Here is a 23293-nt window from a genome sequence, read left to right as displayed (position 1 = left end):
TATTGAACCCCCTTATCGTTTATAATGGTATTGATACCCTCTAAAAATTACCGTTTATTAAAATACTAGAAATATATTATCTAATATGAAATATTTTCAATTATTTCTATTCTCACTTTTTTTTGCATCAAGTTTTGCTCAAGAGAACCTATTATGGTACAATACACCTGCTAGTAATGAAGGAAAAGCTAGTTGGTTAAAAGAAAGTCTTAACAGAAGGCATAAAAATAATCCTGATAAAGCTTGGGAGAATTTTGCCTTGCCAATTGGAAATGGTTCTATTGGAGCAATGATATTTGGAGGTATAGAAGAGGAGCGAATTCAATTTAATGAAAAAACCGTTTGGGAGGGCGGTCCTCGTGTTAGAGGGTATCATCCTTCTGACAAAACAGGTGGTTGGGAACACTTACGAGCCATAAGGAAATTGGTTTTCGAAAAAAAATACGATGAAGCAGAAGCACTTGCTTCTGAGCATTTAAAAGGAACTTATGAGAATAGTGATATAGACAATCCATTTTATGGCAAGTATCAAACCTTTGGAGAATGCTATTTTAAAACCGGGATAGAGGAAAGTAAAGTAACAGACTACAAGCGGTTTCTAGATATTGGTAATGGTATATCTGGTGTCGATTTTAAATATAATGATGTCATTTTTTCACGAAGATATTTTGTTTCTTATCCAGACCAAGTCATGGTTCTAAAGTTTTCAGCAAATAAAGCGGGGCAACAAAACATCGTTTTTAGTATGGATTCCCCGCATAAGAATAAAACAACTTATTTAAAAGATGAGATCCTATTTGAAGGAAATTTAGAGCATAATAATATGCCTTTAGTATGTAGAATAAAGGTGAAAATAAAGGGAGGAAATGTAATAAGTGTTGGTGATGAAATACAAATAACACAAGCAGATGAAGTTGTCTTTATATTAAGTTCAGATACCGATTACCAATTAGCTCCTCCATCCTATTCTGGTGAAAATCCAATGAAGAATACAAGAAAAACAATCTCAAAAGCTACTAAAAAAACCTATCAAAAATTACTTGAAAATCACTTAGCAGATTACAGTAGAATATACAACAGAGTAAAGCTAAATTTAAATGGAGAAGATAAAAGTAATATACCTACAGATGAAAGATTAGAAGCCTATGAAAAAAATCCTATAGATAAAGGACTAGAGGAATTATACTATAATTATGGAAGATATTTGCTTATTAGCTCATCTAGAGAAGGCAATTTACCTGCAAATCTTCAAGGAATATGGAGTAACGAAATAGTTCCTGCATGGCAAGCAGATTATCATTTAAACATAAACCTTCAAATGAATTATTGGAATGCAGAACAAGCAAACCTAAGTGAATGTAATATACCAATGCTGAAATTTATTGAAAATTTGAGTAAAGAAGGAAGAAGAACTGCAAAAGCATATTTTAATGCAGATGGTTGGAACTCTAACATCACTACAAATGCTTATGGATTTACAGCCCCTAATAATGGCAATTATATGTTTTGGTCATATTTTCCGTTGAGTGGAGCGTGGTTAACGCAACATATTTGGGATCATTATGAATTTACAATGGACAAGAAGTATCTAAAAGAAATAGGGTATCCCATTTTAAAAGGTCAAGCACAATTTTTGTCTGATTATTTGGTAGAAGATCCTGAAGATGGCACTTTAGTTTCAAATCCATCTTGGTCTCCCGAACATGGTAAAGTTTCTGTTGGCGCAACCATGGATCACCAAATGGCAAGAGGGGCTTTACGATTTGCTTCTAAGGCAGCTTCCGTTTTAAAAGTAGATTTTGATCTTGCAAAACAATGGGAGAATATGTCTAAAAGGATTAGTCCAGACCGCATAGGACAATATGGACAGTTACAAGAATGGAAAGAAGATAGAGATGACCCAAAAAACCAGCATAGGCATGTTTCGCATCTATTTGGAGTATATCCAGGTAGACAAATAAATCCTACAATAACGCCTAAATTAGCAAATGCCGCTATTAAATCACTTGAGTTTAGAGGAGATAAAGCTACAGGATGGAGTATTGGTTGGAAAATAAACTTATGGGCTCGATTCTTAAAGGGTGATAGAGCACATAAATTGTTAGAAAATATGTTACGATACAGAACAGCAAAAAATTTATTTTGCCTTCACCCACCTTTTCAAATTGATGGAAATTTTGGGGCAGCAGCAGGAATAACCGAAATGCTATTGCAATCACAAAATGGAGAAGTTCATCTATTGCCAGCACTTCCTAAGATTTGGGATAAAGGTTCAGTAAAAGGTTTAAAAGCTAGAGGTAATTATACAATTGATATAGAATGGAATGAAGGGAAATTATTATCTGCCAAAATTAAATCAAACACTAGTGGTGTTTGTAAAATACGTTACAAAGATAAAATAGTACAGATTAAAATGAACTTTGATGAAGTAATAACACTAGATGAAAATTTAAATGGATTATCCAAATAACGTAGGTTCTCAATATAAAAACCAAAGACGCGAAATAGATATTTAGTATTTGTGTTATATAAAAAAAACTATATAGCATTAGCCTTTAAAAGGGATAACTTGTCATTGAGCATTTCTAAATACAATTTTAAATAAATAATAGCTCTAATCTTTGGATTACTTAAGTTACAAAAATTAAAACCTTGTGATTTGGTAACACACCGTACTGTGCCATAATCAAAATCAGAGAAGCTTAAAATTTCTACCCTTATTGCCAAAAAAGTCACCATAAATATTAGTGAAAAATATTTTACTTGGCTCTTAATTTAATTTAGTACTTGAATAGTAGGTATTATGTTATAAATCCTGATATCGGAATTACATTGTAGGAGAAGAGATTCGTGAATTTAAGGATAGAATAATTTTCAGAATGTGGTAAACCAAAACGGACAGATGGATAGTGGAAGATTTCAGCACTGATAAAGGGATTATGAGATATGGCAGTAAGTGATATTTAAAAAAATCCGATTGGCTTATAGTGAATTTAAATAATTTAATTAATAATAAATTTCAACTAAAAAAATGTAATTATGAATAAAAAAATATGTATTAAGGTGTTATTAGTGAGTGTTTTACTGTTTTCGTCATTTAGTTTTAAATCGGTAAACGATAAAATAAAAACTGTTGAAAGTTGGCGGCTTGGTACGTCTACAAGCCTAATGAAAATGGACGAAAAGACAGTAGCAGAGTTAAAAAATGCAGGATTTACAGATGTTGAGTTTGGTATTGGAAGGATTAGAAACGATGAAGAACTTCAAAAGATATTAGCTAAAATTGATTTTGTAGTGCCATTACTAAAAAAGTACAATATCAATGCATGGTCTGTACACATACCTTACGGAGATGGCATTGATGTTTCCCATACAGATGAGACTACAAGAAAAATAGCTATAGAAGAAGTCACTAGAATTATGGATGCCTGTAAGAAATTAGAGCTTGAAAAATTTGTTATGCACCCTGGTTTTGGAAATGTGTCCGATGAGGATAGGGATGCAAAATTAGCAGCCTGTAAAAAATCACTTAAAAAATTGGTAAAGCATGCCGCTAAATATAACGCCAGATACACCATTGAGTGCATGCCAAGGGAATGTCTCGGTAACACCAATCAGGATTTGTTATTTCTTTTAAAAGTTAAAGGCCTGCAAGTATGTATTGATACAAACCATTTACTGCATGATACCCATGAACAGTTTGTTGAAGAGATAGGACCTTATGTAGCTACCATGCATGCAGCAGATTATGACCGTGTCAACGAACGTCATTGGTTGCCAGGAAAGGGAGTTATAAATTGGAATGAGCTAATTGATGGTCTGGTCACTGTTGGCTATGACGGACCGTTCCTTTTTGAGTCGGCAGGTACCTTTAAGGAAAAAGCGGAATGTTGGAAAGGATTAAAAGCCAATTATAAGCGCTATTTAGAGCAAAAAAAGTAAGTTTTATAAAAAAGAATTAAATTATGAACACTAATAAAAAGGTGAAACATTTAAAAACGCTCTTTGATGCATTATTTTTAGTTGCCATCACCGTATTGCTATGTTTTTACTATCAAAAAAATGATATTTTAAATATAGTTGGCCAGGCCAACTCATTGTTGGGTAGCCAATTTGATAAAGAGCCTGACTTACCAACAAACGACAAGCTTAGAGTTATGGCCTACAATACATTTTGTGGAAGCACATTTCCTTTGAAACAATACGACCTGTTTCCGTCTACAGCAACATAACAATTTAAAAAACAATACAAAGCTCTTGGAATCGGTTTCGCATAATCTTAATCCAATAATAATTAAGAGTATTTTAAAACCTCAACCAGCGGTTGTATAAATATTAGCTTTAATAAACTAAATATATAAAAATGAGAAGTATACTTAAAATCCCTATTGTCTTACTATTTGTTAGTTCAAGCCTATTTGGCCAAGATATTTTTGAATTACTTGAGAAAAAAGACCACCAAAGATTAGAACAAGAAATCAAGAACGGCCTAGATATCGAAAAGCAAACCAGAAACGGGCTTACACCCCTTTGGATGGCTGTATTCAAAAATGACACTACTGCGGTCAACCTACTTTTGAGTAATGGCGTGGACGTAAACGTACCGAACAGATCTGGCGTGCCTGCCATAGTAGTGGGCTGTATGACAAACTCAGTAGAGAGTGTAAAGATTTTATTGGAAAAAGGTGCCGATGTAAATTGGAAATCAAAAGTAGTATGGGCGATAGACCGGCAACCTATAAGGTATGCTTCTCAAGGAGGTTCCGTAGAGTTGGTTAAATTATTGCTTAGCTATGGTGCCGACATGGAATCTACTCCTTACGATATGAAAACACCATTGTTGATTTCATTACGTGCCAGAAAATATGATATTGCCGAGTTTTATTTTAAAAATGGGGCAAATGTAAATGCCGTTGGCAAAAATGGAAAATGTGTAATCCATGAGGCTATCAAAACAAAGAATCCTCGCATGGTAGAACTTGCCTTGAAATACAATGCACCGCTTGATTTACTTGATCCTGAAGGAAGAACTACTTGGCAATTGGCAAAAAGAAGTAAGGTGCCTGAAATCAAGGCCATGATAAAGAATGCTTTATAAAGCACCAAGGCCAGCATAAGTTTTCCTATCTACCCTAAGGGTGTGTGATACCTTGATCGATAGGATGTGTCAAACACGTTTTAATTTTGAGGACAAAAAATCTTGGCGAAAAAAGTTGGACTTACTATATTTAACTGGACATTAGGTTAAGGGAATTATAGCACATAATTTACCTTTGAATTATGTCAAAACGCAAAAGAAATTACACCACAGACTTTAAGAAAAAAGCTATAGAATTAAGTTATTCTAGAGGCAGTATAGCCCAAGTATACAGAGAATTAGATATTCCTTCCTCCGTACTGAGTCGCTGGCGAAGAGAATTTAGTGAATATGGTAAAAACAGTTTTCCAGGACGCGGCAAGCCAAAATTAATAGAAGAACAACGTGAGATTGCAGCGTTGGAGAAAGAATTACGAGATATGACTATATAATATCTTAAAAGAGGTGATCGGACTCTAGTAAATTTAAATAATATACTAATATAATTTTAACTAAATAATGTAATTATAAATAAAAAAAATCAAATTAAGGTGTTGTTAGTGAGTGCTCTACTGTTTTAGTTGTTCGGTTTTAAATCGATAAAAGATAAAATAAAAACTGTTGAAAGTTGGCGGCTTGGTACGTCTACGAGCCTAATGAAAATGGACGAAAAGACAGTAGTAGAGTTAAAAAATGCAGGATTTACAGATGTTGAGTTTGGTATTGGAAGAATTAGAACTGATGAAGAACTTCATAAGGTACTAGCTAAAATTGATTATGTAGTGCCATTACTAAAAAACAATAATATTAATGTATGGTCAGTTCATATACCATACGGAAATGGGATTGACGTTTCCCATAAACGTAAATCAATAAGGAAAATAGCTATAGAAGAAGTAACTAGGATTATGGCGGCTTGTGAAAAGTTAGAACCACAAAAATTCGTTATGCATCCTGGTTTTGGAAATGTATCCGAAGAGGACAGAGGTGAAATATTGGTAGCATGTAAAAAATCACTTAAAAAATTGGTGAAGGTAGCTGCAAAATATAACGCTCAACTAGCTATTGAGTGTATGCCAAGACAATGTCTTGGAAATACCACGGTTGATATGTTGTTTCTTTTGGATGGTATTAAAGGTTTGGGAGTTTGTTTTGATACAAACCACTTACTTCATGATACTCATGAAAAATTTATTAAAGAAGTCGGTCCTTATGTAGTTACAAAGCATACAGCAGACTATGATCGTATTAATGAACGTCATTGGTTGCCTGGAGAAGGTATCATAGATTGGCCTGAGCTGATTGATGGATTGGTTACTGTTGGATATAACGGCCCATTCCTTTTTGAGTCAGCTGGTACCTTTGAGGAAAAAGCTAAGCGTTGGATTAAATTAAAAGCTGACTATAAATATTTTTTAGAGCAAAAAAAGTAAATTTTACAGTAGTGTCCGATAAATATTTTAAAAGCGGGATTCCTTATGGGCTTTCCCGCTTATTTTATTTTGGTTTTTTACACAAAACAGATATGTGAACAAAAATAACAACTTTAGCAGATAGCTAATTGTCAAGTAAGCTGAATTTGATTTAAAAATTATTGATTATCAGAATCTTACTTTTTTTTGTTGCAAATTTATGACACCCTGATCGTTGATGGTGTTTTGACAGGATCAAGTAAAAATAAACATACGGAATTATTGTTATTTCATTAGTAAGAAGCATCTTATTTTATATTTTTAAAGTGTAAAACTAAAATCATATAAAAAATATGAACATTCCAAAGGGTATTGTTGTGCTACTATGCATTCTTTTTATAAAGAATATAGCTAGTGCGCAAAATGGGTATATGGCACCTAAACTTTCAAATAAAGATTCATGGTCACTAATATTGTTGCCAGATCCACAAACTTATATGAAGTTTGGAAGAAACCAAGGCATCTTCGAACTCATGACGGGATGGATTGAGGAAAATATTGAAACTTTGAATATTAAAATGGTTTTATGTACGGGTGATTTGGTAGAACAGAATGAGTTGTTGGTGGCCGATAAGATTAATGGTAATAGACCAAGTAGGGAGCAGTGGCAGACCATCTCGAAAGCATTCGACAAGCTCGATGGAAAGGTGCCTTATATTTTAGCTGCCGGTAATCACGATTTTGGTTATAAAAACATTGAAAACAGAAAATCAAATTATAACACTTATTTTCCTGCGCATAGAAATTTATTAAATGCAAAACTACTTAAAGAAGTTACGAATAATATTGATGGTTTACCAACCCTTGAGAATGCCGCTTACGAATTTATTTCCCCTCATGGACGTAAATTCCTTTTTCTCAATTTAGAGTTTGCACCAAGGAATGCCGTTATAGATTGGGCAAAAAAGGTTTCCGAAAAAGAAGCATATAGTGATTATACTTTAGTGGTACTAACACATTCCTACTTAAACGCTAAGAATGAACATATCGAAAAAGAAAATTATCCTATTGATGATGGTAATTATGGAAAAGCCATATGGGAAAAACTGGTACACCCATCGTCAAATATTCAAATGGTGTTTTCAGGACATATTGGAGCCCCCAACGATTTTAAAAAGCATGTAGGATATCGTGTGGATGCAAATTCTGCAGACAAAAAGGTAAATCAGATAACGTTTAATGCACAGGCATTGGCAGGCGGTTGGCATGGCAACGGAGGTGATGGTTGGTTGCGAATCCTCGAATTTTTGCCTGACAAAAAGACTGTGAATATGCACACATTCTCCCCTTTATTCGCTATTTCTCCAGAAACACAAGAAAAAGCATGGAGCAAAGAACCTTATAATGATTTTTCATTTCAATTGGATTAACCGAAAGAGTTTCTCGAAGTGCAGCCTCGGGGTTTCGATTGGAGTTGTTATTCCCATGACTTCTGCTGAATTTATTTCAGTAAAACGCGAATCTAAATAACAGAATTTAATGAAACGAAATTCTTTATTTCGTATCGTTACTAATTTAAATGCCGAGCTTAGAAGGTTTTTTTACTAATGAAGTGATTTAAACTTTTACAAATTGGCTAAAAAATTGCCGTTTAGCACCCATATTTTGTCTTTTTATCGTCACGTAGCCCTGCTATGCGACTCAAAAAAGCCTTTATCTGGTCACAAACCCATCAATTTTCGCTTCAATCCAAAAAGTTTAAACTACTTCAATCTTAAAACGTTTATGATTAGGTATTAAAATCATACTTTTGAGCGATCATAAACAGTATCATGACATTTTCTCCGAAATTAAAATCAAATTATACTCCTAAACGTTTAGCCATTAAATTAACGGCAAAGGGAGAGCAGTCCGTTTTAAATGGACATCCCTGGGTGTTTTCAAATAGTATTTTAAAGATAAACGATGATGCAAAAACAGGGGATCTAGCTATTGTTTTCAGTAAGAACAAGAATAAGGTCATAGGCTTAGGACTGTACGATGCGCATTCACCTATACGGATTAAGATGTTGTATAGTGGATACAAAAGTGTTCAAATTAATTCAGATTTCTTTTTAGAAAAGATTCAAGAGGCATTTAAAAAAAGGCAACAGCTACTGCAAACCAATACCAATAGTTATCGTTTAATATTTGGTGAAAATGATGGGTTTCCCAGTTTGATAGCCGATGTGTATGCTTCTGTTTTGGTCGTCAAATTATATTCAGAAATATGGTTGCCCTATTTGGAAATTATCTTGCCACAATTGCGAGAAATTTCAAAAGTAGAAACTGTAGTTATTCGGTTGAGTAGAAGTTTACATAAAGCTTCACTGGACCATTTAAAGGATGGAGAAGTTGTTTATGGTAATTTAGAAGATGAGGTTGTACAATTTGTTGAACATGGCGTAAATTTTTCAGCAAATGTCATAAAAGGACATAAAACGGGGTATTTTTTAGATCATCGAGCTAACAGAAAACAAGTAGGTGAGTGGAGTAAAGGAAAAACGGTATTGGATGTGTTTTCCTATGCTGGTGGTTTTTCGGTTCATGCATTATACAATGGGGCTAAAGAAGTGATTAGCCTTGATATAAGTAAACAGGCATTAGAGATTGCCGTTCAAAATGGAAAACGCAATGCATATACTGGTAAGCATAAAATTATTATAGGTGATGCATTTAAGGAGCTTAAAGGCTTAGTAGACCAAAAGGTTACTTTTGATGTCGTTGTAATCGATCCGCCAAGCTTTGCTAAGAGTGCATCAGAAATAGAACTTGCTAAGAAAAAGTATGCCCAACTAGCAGTTTTAGGTGAAAAGCTAACCAGTAAAAAAGGTTTACTAGTTTTAGCTTCTTGTTCGTCTAGGGTCACTTCACAAGCCTTTTTTGATATTAACAGTCAAAGTTTAGGTGCTACAAAAAGAAATTATGCGATACTATTAAAAACACAGCATGATATAGATCATCCTATTGCATTTCCCGAAGGTGCCTATTTAAAATGTGGGTATTACCGGTTTTTAGATTAAATTCTGAAATTTATTTAGCCCAAAAATAAGCATGTTCTATATAAATAATGGTAAACTGGTAGTGTTTACCACTTCCTTCATAACAAAATGACTTTCCATATGTCTAATGTTCTTAATGGCAGCCAGTTTTTTGAAATTGAATTCATGATAATGATCAATGTCCCTGGCATATACTTTTAGCTGAAAGTCGAAAGCTCCCGTAACGTGAAGGCATTCAACGATCTCAGGTATTTTTTTTACTTCATTCATAAACATCAATGCATCCTCACCAGAGTGCTTATCTATACGTACCGATACCAGTACCATAACATTTAGTCCTAGCTTTTTTCTGTTTAATAAATACACCTTTTTTTTGAGTAGTGATAGCGCGTTCAATTTTTTGATACGTTCGTAAACAGGTGTAACAGAAAGGTTTGTGATAGAAGCGATAGCTTTGTTGCTTATGTTGGCATCCTCTTGTAACAGGTTGAGAATAGTTAAGTCTTTATCATCTAGTTTCATAATGCAGTAGTTTTTAACTATAAAAAATAATATTGCAATGATAAACAAAAAAAATATACTGTAATAATTTTAAAATGTGGATTTATTTTTTGAAATAATAAATTTTGCAGATAAATATGATTGTATAATTGTAAATTAAAGTAGCTTTATGTCAAATCGATTAAGGCTATCAGTAAGGTTTTATATGCCGGTGTTGGTTGTTTATTAGGCATTAAATATATGTAGAATAGTAATAATTGAGAACAAAGAAAACCAGAGTAAGGTCTGTCAGAGCATGGGTATGGTATAGTTGTTATTTAAAGTATACTTTACATAAAGATAATACAAAGTGTAAGGTATAAAGCTATGAAAGAAAATATTTTTGTAATGACATAAAAGAAAATGATTTTGGAATCAGATTGTAAATTACTAGACTCAATTAAAAAAGGCGATGCAGTTGCCTTTAATACATTATATACCAAATATTGGGAGCGTTTGTTTTCTTTTGTTTACAACATGTCAAAATCGGAAGCACTATCTAAGGATATTGTTCAGGAAGTTTTTATTTCCTTTTGGGAAAGACGTGAAACACTTAAGGTTGTTAATGCAGAAGCCTATTTGTTTCAATGTGCTAAGTTTTCTTTCTTTCAAGCTTATCGAAAGAAAAAGTTCAATACAGAAACCTTGCATAGCGCATTTGAAAATCACTTAATTGATTACGTTACTGAAGAAAATCCAGAAATGGTCAATTCCCTGATGCATTTTATAGAAGCATTACCAGAGCGAAGGAAAGAAATCCTGTATTTAAGTAAGTTCCAAAACTTTTCAATTAAAGAAATAGCTTCAGAGCTAAATATTTCAAACCAAACTGTTAAAAATCAAATGGGCTTGGCTATAAAGCAATTGAAAGCATCATTGAAAAAGGCAGCCTTAACTTTATTCTAATCTAAATTTTAGATTCCTAGCATTTGCAGAATGGTAATTTTATCGAATTAAGATAATTCTTTTAAGTTTGAGTCTTGATTGTCAAGTAGATTTCAAGTTTAAGGCCATCATGACTTATTCTTTCTAAAATTTAAAAACTCTTTTGTAGCCGGTCTTTATGAGGCTTTTGGGATCTGCTTTTATGCTTAGTTAACATAGTTTTAAAAATAATTAACAAATTAGAATGGTACTTTTTTTCATTTTCTACACTTATTAGTGAAAGAAACGTATAAATGAAGGAAAAAGAGATACATCCATTCGAATTATTGGTTAATAAATATTTAGATGGAACAATTACGCCTGAGGAAGAAAAGCTTTTATCAAGCTTTTTAGAGACGTATAAGGAGGAAGGACTTTGGGATTTGGAGTTAGGTAGCAAGTATGAAATTAGAGATGCCATAGCGAAATCTATAAATAGTAAGTTGTCACGTTCCAAGCCAAAATATGGGAAGTATTATATGGTAGCTGCGTCCTTAATTTTACTAATAGGGATCTTTTGGGGTTTAAAATGGCAAGATGGTATAAATGGCGATATGCAAATGGTGACAACCAAGTCTCAGCAAGACTCCCTTTTATTGGCAGATGGAAGTATGGTTTATCTTAACAGGCATACAACATTTAGATACCCTAAAACATTCAATGACAATCAACGTCAAGTAGAACTTAAAAAAGGAAGTGCCTTTTTTAAAGTCACAAAAAATCCAAATAAGCCTTTTATTGTTAAAACGGGAGCGTTAAAAACTAAAGTGTTGGGAACTTCCTTTAATGTAATTAATAAAGATACCCTAATAAATGTAAGTGTATCCACAGGAAAAGTAGGGGTTTGTTTGGGCGATCAGTCAGTTAATTTACTTCCTAATGAGCAAGCTAATTGGACTCAAGGCGGAAACATTGTAAAGAGAAAGGGAAATGCTAGTTTATATGATAATTGGATTCATAAAACCATCGATTTTGAAGATGTTTCATTAGGAGAATTGTCTACGCTTTTTGAATTGCGTTTTGGGTATAATTTTCATTTCACCCATTCTGAATTAAAGGATTACCGTGTTAGGATATCCATTCTTAAAGTAGATACTATTAAATCCTTAGTAGAAAAGTTAAACTATATAACCAACGTAAAATTTAAAATAAAAGACAACTATGAGATACAAATAACACTAGACCAACAAATGTAAACAAAACAGGCCTGCTGGCACAGGCCTGAATAATCAAAGCATTAAACTACAAATTATTAATCACATTTAACACTATGAAATTTTATAAACAAAAAAATCGAATACTACTTTTACTGGTGTTTTGTTTTAACACACTTATTTACGCTAGTCCAAATACCGGTTCAAAAATTTCCTCAAAAATAAGCATTAATGTTAATAGGGCGACTTTAAATGAAGTATTTTCCATTCTAGAGGATAAATCGGCATTGCATTTTAATTATGGAAGCGATATTTTAAATGATAAAAGAACATTTGATTTTCAATATGCAAATAAAGAAGTCAAAACTATTTTAGACGATATAGCTATAAAAGCTAAAATAGTATACAGTATTTCGGGAGAGACGGTACTTATAAAAAAAGAACTAGAAACAACTAAAAAAATACAACAACCTATAAAAGTTACAGGACAAGTAGTATCCTCAGTAGATGGAGAACCTTTACCAGGTGCTTCAATTGTTGAAAAGGGGACGACCAATGGTGTCTCAACAGATTTTGATGGTAATTTTAATATAACCGTATCTGGTTCAGATGCTATTTTGTTAGTTACTTATATTGGTTTTGTAAATCAAGAAGTTAAAATTCCAGCAAATGGCATGCTAACCGTTACTTTGTCTGAGAACATGCAAGGTTTGGATGAAGTAATTGTAACAGCTTTAGGTATCACCAGAGCAGAAAAAAAGGTGGGTTATGCTACGCAAGGTATTGAAACAGCTACTATCGAAGAAGTAAAGGCTCCTAACGTAGGAAGCTTGTTTTCAGGTCAGGTTGCCGGACTTACAGTAACAAACCCAACAGGACTTTTTCAATCTCCTTCTTTTTCTCTTAGAGGTAAAAAACCATTAATTGTTATTGATGGAATTCCTGTAGATACAGATTTTTACGATGTATCTTCTAACGATATAGCCGAGATAAACGTCTTAAAAGGAACTACCGCATCTGCTTTATATGGATCCAGAGGTAGGAATGGTGCTATATTAATAAATACCAAAAATGCAAAAACAGAAGGTTTAGAGGTAACACTTTCTCATAGTACCTTGTTTTCGGCAGGTTTTACAGTATATCCCGAGTATCAATCCGAATACGGTAACGGTTCCAATGGAAAATACGAATTTTGGGATGGTAAAGATGGTGGTATTTCTGATGGCGATATGATTTGGGGACCAAAATTTGAACCGGGTGTTATGATTCCTCAATGGAACAGTCCAATTTATGACAGCCAAACAGGAGAAACCATACCTTGGTGGGGTGATGTGGCAGGAACACAATATGATGATAAATCGCGTTATTCAAGAGTACCCATTCCATGGGAGCGTCATGATAATCTTCGAGATTTCTTAGAGTTGGGATATATTTCAACTACAGATTTTGCAATCGCCCATAAAGGCGAAAAAGGATCTTTTCGTATATCGGGTATGTTTACAGATCAAAAGGACAGAGTGCCTAATGCCAGTTTAAAAACAGGGAGCTTAAGCTTTAAAGGGACTACCTTTTTAACAGATAAGCTTACCTTAAACAGTAAGTTGGCATACAACAAAGTATACTCACCAAATTACCCCAGACACGGGTACGGGCCTAAAAACCACATGTATACTATTTTAGTATGGATGGGTGACGATGTAAATGGTAAAGACCAAAGAGCACATTTATATGTGCCAGGACAAGAAGGTTACAGACAAGCGAACTGGAATTATGCCTGGTATAATAACCCTTATTTTGCAGCCTATGAATTAAATCAAAAGTATGACTCCGATATCGTAAACGGACAGTTAAAATTAAACTATGCTGTAACAGAAGACTTGAATCTTCAAGCGCGCGGTTCGGCTGTTATAAAAGATAATTTTGAAGATAGGGAAAGCCCTAAGACGTATCTTAACTATGGAGACCCTAGAGAAGGAGACTATAAAACATGGAATAGAAACTGGACGACTATCGATTTAGATGTTTTAGCAAGTTACGACAAGGCTTTTAGCGATAATTTTGGGGTCAACATAAATGCAGGAGCTGCTACTTACTATCATAAGTTTCAGGAAGAGTACAATGCTACCGATGGATTAATAGTACCATTCGTTTACAGTCTCAACAATACTCAACGTAATGTAAAAGCTACCACGCTGTTAAGGGAAAAGGCAACGAATAGTGTGTATGCTACCCTGGGAGTAGATCTGTTTGATGCGGTTTTTTTAAACTTTGCAGCTAGAAATGACTGGTCATCAACCTTGCCGGTAGAAAACAGATCGTATTTTTATCCTTCTTTCTCAGCAAGTACCGTGGTGTCTAACTTAATAGAGATGCCGCGAGCAATAGACTTTTTAAAAGTTTATGGTTCTTGGGCTGAGGTTTCTAGTGATTTAGATCCGTATCAAATATCTTCTTATTATAATAACAATGGTAATTTTGGAGGTTTAACAAAGCTTACCTATCCCGAAGGAATTGTAAACCCCAATATCCAACCAGAAAACTCAACTTCCTACGAATTTGGGCTTAATTCTTCGTTCTTAAAGGGCAGGCTTAAATTTAACTTCACATACTATAATGTGGTGGATACAAACCAGATTATAGACTTACCAACTTCTATAGCTTCAGGTTTTGAGGATAGAAAAGTAAATGGTAATGAATATACAACAAACGGTTATGAAGTTGTAGTAGGAGCCATACCGATTCAAACAGCAGACTTTAAGTGGAACTTAACGGCTAACTGGAGTAAGTTTGAGAAGAAGATCACCGATATATATGGCGGACAAGAACGTTTTGGGGATTTATTCTTGAATGATAGGGCAGATAGTTATTATGCTACTGTTTGGCAAAAAGCACCAGACGGACAATTGATATTGAACAGTAATGGCCTACCAATAAGAGACAATTATAAGAAATTGTTAGGTAACAAGTTACCAGATTGGAGACTAGGTTTACAAAATAGTTTTAGGTATAAAAAGCTAAGTTTAGACATAGGCATTGATGGCTCATGGGGAGGTGTTATGCGATCGCTTACTGTAGAAAAAATGTGGTGGGGCGGTAAGCACCCTAACTCAACAGAATTCCGTGATGCAGAATATGCAGCAGGCCAACCAATATATGTGCCAGAAGGGGTTAATGTTGTTAGTGGAGAACTGGTGCAAGATGTCAATGGAAACATTGTTTCAGATACACGTGTTTTCCAACCCCATTCAACACCGGTAAGTTGGCAAACTTGGAGTCAGAACTATCCGTATAGAGCACAGGTAACAACCGAAGAAAATAAAAAGTTTGCCAATGTGTTTGACCGAAGCTTTTTTAAGCTACGCTCAGTAACTTTTAAATACAACTTGACCGAGTTGTTAAACATTAAAGGGATTAAGCACATCGACGCAGCTTTAAATGGATACAATCTTTTAGTGTGGAAAAAAGCAGATATCATTGATCCCGATTTTGGTGATGATAATAACCTTCAGGATCCTTCTACGAGATATATTGGAATGGGGTTAAACGTGAAATTTTAATCAAATAAAAAAATATAGACATGAAAATATTAATAAAGTTCTTTGTACTGCTACTTTTGGTCTCATTAAGTGCATGTAGCGATTTAACCAGTATTAATGAGAATCCGAATAATGTAAGTGAAACGCACCCACAACTATTATTGACACAAATAGCCCACAGTGCTTTTAGTGTGCAAGGGAGAAGTGCTATGTATGCATCTAGGATGATAGTCCAAACCGATGGAGAGAATGCAGAACAGTATTACAGATGGAACCGAGGCAGTTTTGGTGATTACAACAGGCTTCGCGATGTAACCAAAATGATGGAAGAAGCAAATCGAATCGATAATGACGTTTACAGAGCAATTGCCAAATTTTTTAGAGCCCATTATTTTTACGAATTAACTTTAACGTTTGGAGATATTCCTTATAGTGAAGCATTGCAAGGTGAGTTAACAGAATTGTATAATCCTAAGTATGATACTCAAAAAGAAGTGTTTAAAGGTATTTTAAACGAATTGGCTGAAGCTAATACATTGTTAGAAAGTAATAATGACCTTATCGCAGGAGATATTATTTATGGAGGCAATCCTGCCAAATGGAGAAAGTTGGTGAATTCCTTTAGGTTAAAGGTCTTAATTTCCCTGTCCAAAAAAGAAAGTGACACCGATCTTAATGTAAAATCGGCCTTTGCATCAATTTATAATAACCAACCAATATTTGAATCCAACGCAGATAACGGTCAATTGGTTTTTGTCGATCAAGATGGGAGCCGTTACAATGAATTTAATTCCAGTAGCTACGGTTCTGGTTTATATATGGATTCAACCTTTGTAAAACGATTACAAGATAGAAAAGATCCGAGACTATTTATCTTTTGTTCACAAACAAGAAATGCAAAAGAAGGTGGCTTAGCAGAAAGTGATTTTGATGCCTATGAAGGCGGTGACCCATTAGCACCATATGCAGAGGTTAATGATAAAGCAGCACAAGGAGATGCTTCAAAAGTAAACTTGCGCTATACTACAGATCCAACAACAGAGCCACATAATTTACTTAGCTATGCAGAGTTAGAGTTTATTTTAGCAGAAGCAGCATTAAGAGGATGGATTGCCGCAGATGCTAAAATGCTTTATGAAAATGGCGTTAAGGCTTCTTTTGAATTCTATAATATGCATGCAAAAGGTTATGAGGGCTATGTTACCCAAGCAGCAGCAGATACTTATTTGATGGAAAATCTGGTAGATTTAGACAATGCCTTAACCACAGAGGCAAAATTAGAACGCGTTATGACCCAAAAGTATTTTACTGCGTTCCTGCAATCAGGTTGGCGTATGTACTTTGACCAATTAAGAACAGGGTATCCCTATTTTGAACATAACGCTGGAGAAACGCCACCGACACGTTGGATCTACCCAGAGAGTGAATATTTGCAAAATTCAGAGAATGTTTCGGCTGCCATAACGAGTCAATTTGGAAGTGGTAACGATAAGATTCGCGAAATCCCATGGTGGTTACAGTAAAAAAAATAAATAAGATCGTTTTTGAAATACATACTTGGAATTATAAAAAGAACAGTTGATTTGTTTTGAGTTGAGTTAGTTTTTTTTCAATTTTGATTAGCAAAGGTGGGGAGTTTAACTTTATCACCTTTGCTTTTTCGCTTCATAGAAATGAGGCTATGCCAGGGTAAAAAACTTTAATAGATTTTGATGATATTAAATATTATTTTAGACAAACATTAATAGATAAAATGAGTACAAGAAGAGATTTTTTAAAACAAGCGGGCATGTTAACCGGAGGTCTTGGTGTTATGGGGACATTGCCAGCGTCCATTCAACGCGCATTGTCTATAGATCCAGAAGTAGGCAGTAGTTTTGAAGATGCCGAGCACATTGTATTGTTAATGCAGGAAAACCGATCGTTCGATCATTGTTTTGGAACCTTACAAGGTGTTAGGGGCTTTAATGATCCGAGGGCTATAACATTGCCAAATAAGAACCCAGTTTGGTTACAGTCCAATAAAAAAGGAGAAACATATGCGCCATTTCGGTTGAATATGAAAGAAACCAAGGCTACATGGATGGGAGATTTGCCCCATTCATGGGAGAACCAAGTGGATGCACGAAATAATGGCAAGTATGATAATTGGTTGGAAGCTAAAAAGATGCATCGTAAAGCCTATCAGCATGTACCTTTAACCATGGGCTACTACAACCGAGAAGACATTCCTTTTTATTATGCCTTTGCTGATGCCTTTACGGTATTCGATCAACATTTTTGTTCCAGTTTAACAGGTACAACATCTAACAGGCATTTTTTCTGGTCTGGAACAATTAGAGAGACTCCTACTTCAACACCTTGTGTGCGTAATTCTGAGAGCTATTACAATAACGAAGCTAAATGGAAAACATTTCCAGAACGCTTGGAAGAGCAGGGTATTTCTTGGCGCGTTTATCAAAATGAAATTAGTCTTCAAACCGATCTAGAAGGGGAAGATGCTTCGTTATTGGCTAATTTTACCGACAACAATTTGGAGTGGTTTTCACAATTTAATGTGCGTTATAGTAAAAGCCATCGAACTTTTTTGAAAAAGCGATTTACCGAACTTCCCGACGAAATAAGCGAATTAGAGCGCAATATTAAAGAGCAGCCTAAGCAATCCGTGCAGAAGTTAAAAAACAAATTAGAACAAAAGAAGCAGCAGCTCATAAAAATAGAGAGGGAATTAGAACTATGGAGTCCTGAGAATTATGAAAGGCTTAGTGAATTTCAAAAGAACCTACATAAAAAGGCCTTTACGACCAACAGTGGCGATCCACACTATCATGAAACAGAAACCATGACCTTTGATGATAATGGTGAAGTACGCAGCATGAAAGTGCCTAAAGGTGATATCCTCCATCAGTTTAGAGAAGACGTTAATAATAGTGAATTACCAACCGTTTCTTGGTTAGTAGCACCCCAAAAGTTTTCCGATCACCCTAGTGCCCCATGGTTCGGAGCGTGGTATGTATCAGAAGTATTGGATATCCTAACGAAGAATCCCGAGGTATGGAAAAAAACAATATTTATCCTTACTTACGACGAAAATGATGGTTATTTTGATCATGTACCACCATTTGTAGCCCCAAGTCCAAAGCAGAAGAATAAGGTGTCAAAAGGTATCGATACTACTTCAGAATACGTAACTTTAGAAGAAGAACTCAAAAAAGAAGGTATGAAGTCAGAAAATGCTAGGGAGAGTACCGTAGGCTTAGGATATCGTGTTCCTATGGTCGTGGCATCACCATGGACTCGAGGAGGCTGGGTGAATTCCGAAGTCTGTGACCTTACCTCGACCTTGCAATTTATGGAAACCTTTTTAAGAAAGAAAACAGGAAAGGTGCTTAAGGAAACCAATATTAGTAGTTGGCGAAGAACAGTAACAAGTGATTTAACATCGGCTTTTAGGCCATTTGAAGGTTCAAACTTTAATTTTTCGGAGTTTGTAAACAGAAATGAGTTAATGCAAGACATCTTTAAGGCGAGTTTTAAAGAGCCACCCGTAAATTTTAAACCATTGATCGATGAAGAAGTAGGACAAGTGCGTAAAGGAAACGATATACTTTCCTTTATGCCTAAACAGGAACCGGGTATTAAGGATTCCTGTGCTTTGCCCTATGAATTGTACATACACGATACTTTAGACAAAAACAGTGGTTCAATACAATTGTCCTTTCAAGCTTCCAATGCCGTTTTTGGTGATAAAACGTCCGGAGCCCCTTTTAATGTGTATGCACCTGGAAATTATTTACAAGAAGATGCCGCTGGCATAAAGAGTTTTCAACCGGTGAAAACATGGTCGTTTGCAGTAGCAGCCGGAGATACAATATCCGATACATGGCCTTTAGGTCGTTTTGAGGACAATAATTACCATTTACGAGCTTACGGGCCTAACGGTTTCTATAGGGAGTATAAAGGAAGCTATACAGATCCAGAATTAAAGATTGTTTGTCATTACGAAAAAGCAGGACGCTTTTTAAAGAAGCTATCAGGGAATATTGAGTTAGAAATAACCAATAGTTCAGCAGAGGATTATATCGTAGAGATTGTCGACCACGCCTACAATGCCCCCGAAGTGAACAAAAGCGTAGCTAAGGGAGCTATAAGTCGTATAGTGTTGAAGACAAGTGAGAGCTATGGTTGGTACGATTTTTCTGTGAAGGTAAAAGGAGTTAAAAACTTTGAAAGACGTTTTGCAGGCAGGGTAGAAACGGGCAAGGCATCGAAAACAGATCCATTTATGGGACGTGTTTAGTGGAAGAATCTTCGAGGTGCTGACTGGGGGGGCTATTAAACTGTTATGACATGAAACGAGCATTAAGAAATTTTAAAAATTACTTCACAAAAGGAAATGTTTAAAATTTTTAATGTGAGAACACGTGTAAGGAGTGGTTGCACACGTTCTTAATTTTATTATTACAATAAAATCAATTAATTACTAAAATTTAAACGTGTGAAACATAACGATAATTTTTGATCTAGTAGATTTTGACTATAAATAATAATATCATAATCATAAACCATAAAATAAAACTGTTTATATTTTATTTAGTGTATTTATTTATTGAAAACATAAATTTGATAGGTTTTTATGATTAAATAATTATTATTTACAATAATTTTATACCAAAGTGGTTTAGGCTTTTTGGATTGAAGCGAAAATTGATGGGTTGGTGACCAGATAAAGTTTTTTTTGAGTCGCATAGCAGAGCTACGTGACGATAAAAAGACAAAATATGGATGCAAACCGACAATTTTTTAGCCAATTTGTAAAAGTTTAAATCACTTCATCAAATGAAAGGTTCGGATTGTCAATTTTTGAAGCTGTTTTTATAATAGCATAGAGATAAATAAATAACTGAAGTAAAATAAAGAATAAATTATGAGTGATGATAAATTAAAAAAAGTACTTAGCCCTTTAATGCTATGGGGCTTAGGAGTAGGTTACGTAATATCCGGGATGTATTTTGGGTGGAATTTAGGACTGGCAGAAGGCGGAACCTATGGCTTGGCAATCGCAACTTTTTTTATTATTATCATGTATGTTACTTTTACTTTTAGTTATACCGAGATGGCTTGTGCCATACCTAAGGCTGGAGGTGCTTTCGAATACGCAAACAAAGGATTGGGAAAACATTTGGGGTTTATTGCTGGAATTGCCCAAAACATCGAATTTGTATTTGCCCCTCCGGCTATAGCAGCTGCCATTGGAGCTTATTTAAATTTGTTGTACCCAACCATAAACCTTATGGTCTTTGCTATAGGAGCGTATGTTATTTTTACCGGCATTAATATTTTAGGTGTCAAGCTAGCTGCCTCATTTGAATTGGTTGTTACCGTTTTAGCTGTTATAGAGCTTCTTATTTTTGCCGGGGTAACCCTTCCTGAATTTGAGTTTAATAATTTGCAGTTAAATCCAATGCCTAATGGTATTTCGGGGATATTCGCTGCCATTCCGTTTGCCATTTGGTTTTTTCTGGCCATCGAAGGGGTGGCCAATGTAGCAGAAGAAGCAATAAATCCGCAACGCAGTGTACTTATTGGTTTTGGATCGGCGATTTTAACTTTGGTCATTTTATGTATTTTAACCTTTGTATCTGCAGTAGGTGTAGCGGGATGGGAAGCCGTTGTGTATCCTGTAGGTAGTACAGTTGCATCCGATTCGCCATTACCGTTAGCACTATCAAAAATTATTGATAGTGGGCATGTGCTTTATAAGTTATTGATTGGGATAGGACTTTTAGGTTTGGTCGCTTCCTTTCATGGAATAATCCTTGCAGGGGGACGGGCTACTTTTGAATTCGGTAGAGTAGGTTATGCCCCGAAATTATTAGGAAAAGTACATCATAAGTTTAGTACACCAGCAAATTCGCTTGTTGTTAATATGTTAGTAGGTATAGTCGCTTTAATAACAGGAAAAACAAGTGAAATTATTACTATAGCTTGTTTTGGAGCCTTATCATTATACATTGTTTCTATGCTATCCTTTTTTGCATTACGAAAAAAGAACCCCGAAATGGAACGCCCTTTTAAAGTACCTATGTACCCATTATTTCCAATGGTTGCACTTATAATAGCAACAATTGCACTTATTTCGATGTGCTATTACAATCCAATGATCGCTTTAATATTTATAACTATTGTTGGATTGTCTTATTTATACTTTTTAGTATTCCTTAATAAAAAACATAACATTCAATAACCTATGGACAAACAAGAAGTAATTAAAAAATTAAAAGAAAGTAAGCACACCAAGGTAAAAGTAGCTGTTACGGATATAGATGGAGTCCTTAGGGGTAAACTAATGCATGTGGATAAGCTTATTGCAGCATTAGAAAGTGGTTTTGGGTTTTGTTCGGTTGTATTTGGATGGGATGTAGGTGATTTTGCTTATGATAACACAAAATTAGTAGGTTGGCATACTGGATATGGTGATTTTGATTCGTATCTCGATACCAATACTTTTAGAGTCATCCCTTGGGAAAACGATACCCCATTTTTGTTGGGAGATTTTAGTAATAAAGCATCAAAAGATGTTCCGGTATGTCCACGAAGTTTATTAAAAAGAACCATTGCCAAAGCTAACGATATGGGATATAACCCCATGTTTTCACAAGAATTTGAATGGTTTAATTTTAGAGAAACATCGCAATCCTTGGATGATAAAAACTTTCAAAATCTAGAAGCATTAACGCCAGGTATGTTTGGATACTCTATTCTTAGAATGTCTGAAAACAGTGATTTTTTTCAAGATCTGTTTGAACTTTTGGAGGCATTCGGTGTGCCGTTAGAAGGTTTACATACCGAGACAGGCCCAGGTGTTACCGAAGCAGCTATTCAGTATAGTGCTATATTGGAAGCGGCAGATAGGGCAACTTTATTTAAATCAGCCGTAAAAGAAATTGCTTGTAAACATGGTATTATTTCTAGTTTTATGGCAAAACAAACAAGTAAGCTTCCTGGATGTAGCGGACATGTACATCAAAGTCTTTGGGATTTGGAAAATAAGAAAAACTTATTTTTTGACTCTGAAGCCTCCGATAATATGAGTAGCATAATGAGAAGTTATGTAGCCGGTCAGCTTTATTGCTTACCTTATATATTGCCCATGTTTGCTCCAACAATCAATAGTTACAAGCGATTGGTTGAGGGGGCTTGGGCACCTACAACGCTTACTTGGGGACATGATAACAGAACCACAGCGTTACGAATTTTAGCTTCATCAAGCAAAGCTGCCCGTATAGAGCATAGAGTAGTTGGATCCGATGTTAATCCCTATTTAGCAATGGCAGCCTGTTTGGCAAGTGGTTTATATGGTATAGAACATGGCTTGGAACTTGAAACATCAGAAACCATTGGTAATGGTTATGAAGATTTGAGTAATGGAGTATTACCAGCTAACTTATTAGAAGCATCTAACAAAATGAAAACTTCAGATGTTGCCAAAAAACTTTTTGGAGAAGCCTTTATTGAGCATTTTACAAAGACCAGAGAGTGGGAATGGCGACAGTTTTCCACAGCAGTAACCGATTGGGAAACAAAACGATATTTTGAAATTATTTAA

General features: G+C 34.9%; 16 protein-coding genes. 15 read left to right on the top strand and 1 reads right to left on the bottom strand.

From position 1 onward, the window contains the following. Positions 1–85 precede the first annotated feature (85 nt). From JF259_RS12385 to JF259_RS12350, 8 genes are all read left to right on the top strand, one after another. Positions 86–2470 carry a glycoside hydrolase family 95 protein gene (locus tag JF259_RS12385; protein WP_199115646.1) on the top strand — a complete coding sequence of 795 codons (2385 nt, stop codon included), beginning with the start codon at positions 86–88 and terminating at the stop codon, positions 2468–2470. A 569-nt stretch (positions 2471–3039) separates the two neighbouring features. Then, positions 3040–3942, top strand: coding sequence for a sugar phosphate isomerase/epimerase family protein (locus JF259_RS12380; RefSeq protein WP_199115645.1), 903 nt, complete (start codon positions 3040–3042; stop codon positions 3940–3942). A 23-nt stretch (positions 3943–3965) separates the two neighbouring features. After that, complete coding sequence (locus JF259_RS12375) at positions 3966–4232, top strand: hypothetical protein (protein ID WP_199115644.1); 267 nt, start codon at positions 3966–3968, stop codon at positions 4230–4232. A gap of 131 nt (positions 4233–4363) precedes the next feature. After that, the gene (locus JF259_RS12370; protein ID WP_199115643.1) at positions 4364–5098 is read left to right on the top strand and encodes an ankyrin repeat domain-containing protein; all 735 of its coding nucleotides are present in this window, start codon (positions 4364–4366) and stop codon (positions 5096–5098) included. 182 nt (positions 5099–5280) lie between these two features. Further along, complete coding sequence (locus JF259_RS12365) at positions 5281–5529, top strand: transposase (protein WP_199115642.1); 249 nt, start codon at positions 5281–5283, stop codon at positions 5527–5529. 204 nt (positions 5530–5733) lie between these two features. Further along, entirely contained in the window at positions 5734–6510 is a 777-nt protein-coding gene (locus JF259_RS12360) for a sugar phosphate isomerase/epimerase family protein (protein ID WP_199115641.1), read from the top strand. Positions 6511–6842: 332 nt separating this feature from the next. Beyond that, positions 6843–7919 carry a metallophosphoesterase gene (locus tag JF259_RS12355; protein ID WP_199115640.1) on the top strand — a complete coding sequence of 359 codons (1077 nt, stop codon included), beginning with the start codon at positions 6843–6845 and terminating at the stop codon, positions 7917–7919. 402 nt (positions 7920–8321) lie between these two features. Next, positions 8322–9551 (top strand): class I SAM-dependent rRNA methyltransferase, encoded by a 1230-nt coding sequence (locus JF259_RS12350; RefSeq protein ID WP_199115639.1) that lies wholly within the window; start codon positions 8322–8324, stop codon positions 9549–9551. A gap of 36 nt (positions 9552–9587) precedes the next feature. Here the strand turns inward: JF259_RS12350 and JF259_RS12345 are convergent, their stop codons facing one another. Continuing rightward, the gene (locus tag JF259_RS12345) at positions 9588–10052 is read right to left on the bottom strand and encodes an Lrp/AsnC family transcriptional regulator (RefSeq protein WP_199115638.1); all 465 of its coding nucleotides are present in this window, start codon (positions 10050–10052) and stop codon (positions 9588–9590) included. Between the two features lie 381 nt (positions 10053–10433). Here JF259_RS12345 and JF259_RS12340 point away from each other — a divergent pair, with 381 nt between their 5' ends. From JF259_RS12340 to JF259_RS12310, 7 genes are all read left to right on the top strand, one after another. Further along, positions 10434–10976, top strand: coding sequence for an RNA polymerase sigma factor (locus JF259_RS12340; protein ID WP_199115637.1), 543 nt, complete (start codon positions 10434–10436; stop codon positions 10974–10976). 272 nt (positions 10977–11248) lie between these two features. Then, a complete protein-coding gene (locus JF259_RS12335) occupies positions 11249–12190 on the top strand; it encodes a FecR family protein (protein WP_199115636.1) in 942 nt (313 codons plus the stop codon). 74 nt (positions 12191–12264) lie between these two features. Then, positions 12265–15705, top strand: a complete 3441-nt coding sequence (locus JF259_RS12330) for a SusC/RagA family TonB-linked outer membrane protein (protein ID WP_199115635.1) — start codon at positions 12265–12267, stop codon at positions 15703–15705. A gap of 20 nt (positions 15706–15725) precedes the next feature. After that, positions 15726–17207 carry a SusD/RagB family nutrient-binding outer membrane lipoprotein gene (locus tag JF259_RS12325; RefSeq protein WP_199115634.1) on the top strand — a complete coding sequence of 494 codons (1482 nt, stop codon included), beginning with the start codon at positions 15726–15728 and terminating at the stop codon, positions 17205–17207. 230 nt (positions 17208–17437) lie between these two features. Continuing rightward, positions 17438–19984, top strand: a complete 2547-nt coding sequence (locus JF259_RS12320; RefSeq protein WP_199115633.1) for a phosphocholine-specific phospholipase C — start codon at positions 17438–17440, stop codon at positions 19982–19984. Positions 19985–20611: 627 nt separating this feature from the next. Next, positions 20612–21931 carry an ethanolamine permease gene (gene eat, locus JF259_RS12315; protein WP_199115632.1) on the top strand — a complete coding sequence of 440 codons (1320 nt, stop codon included), beginning with the start codon at positions 20612–20614 and terminating at the stop codon, positions 21929–21931. A gap of 3 nt (positions 21932–21934) precedes the next feature. Further along, the gene (locus tag JF259_RS12310; RefSeq protein ID WP_199115631.1) at positions 21935–23293 is read left to right on the top strand and encodes a glutamine synthetase family protein; all 1359 of its coding nucleotides are present in this window, start codon (positions 21935–21937) and stop codon (positions 23291–23293) included.

This window comes from Snuella sedimenti, assembly GCF_016428595.1.
Lineage (GTDB): Bacteria > Bacteroidota > Bacteroidia > Flavobacteriales > Flavobacteriaceae > Snuella > Snuella sedimenti.
The sequence above is the reverse complement of the archived record's forward strand: the minus strand, read 5'-3'. Positions and strand labels throughout refer to the sequence as shown.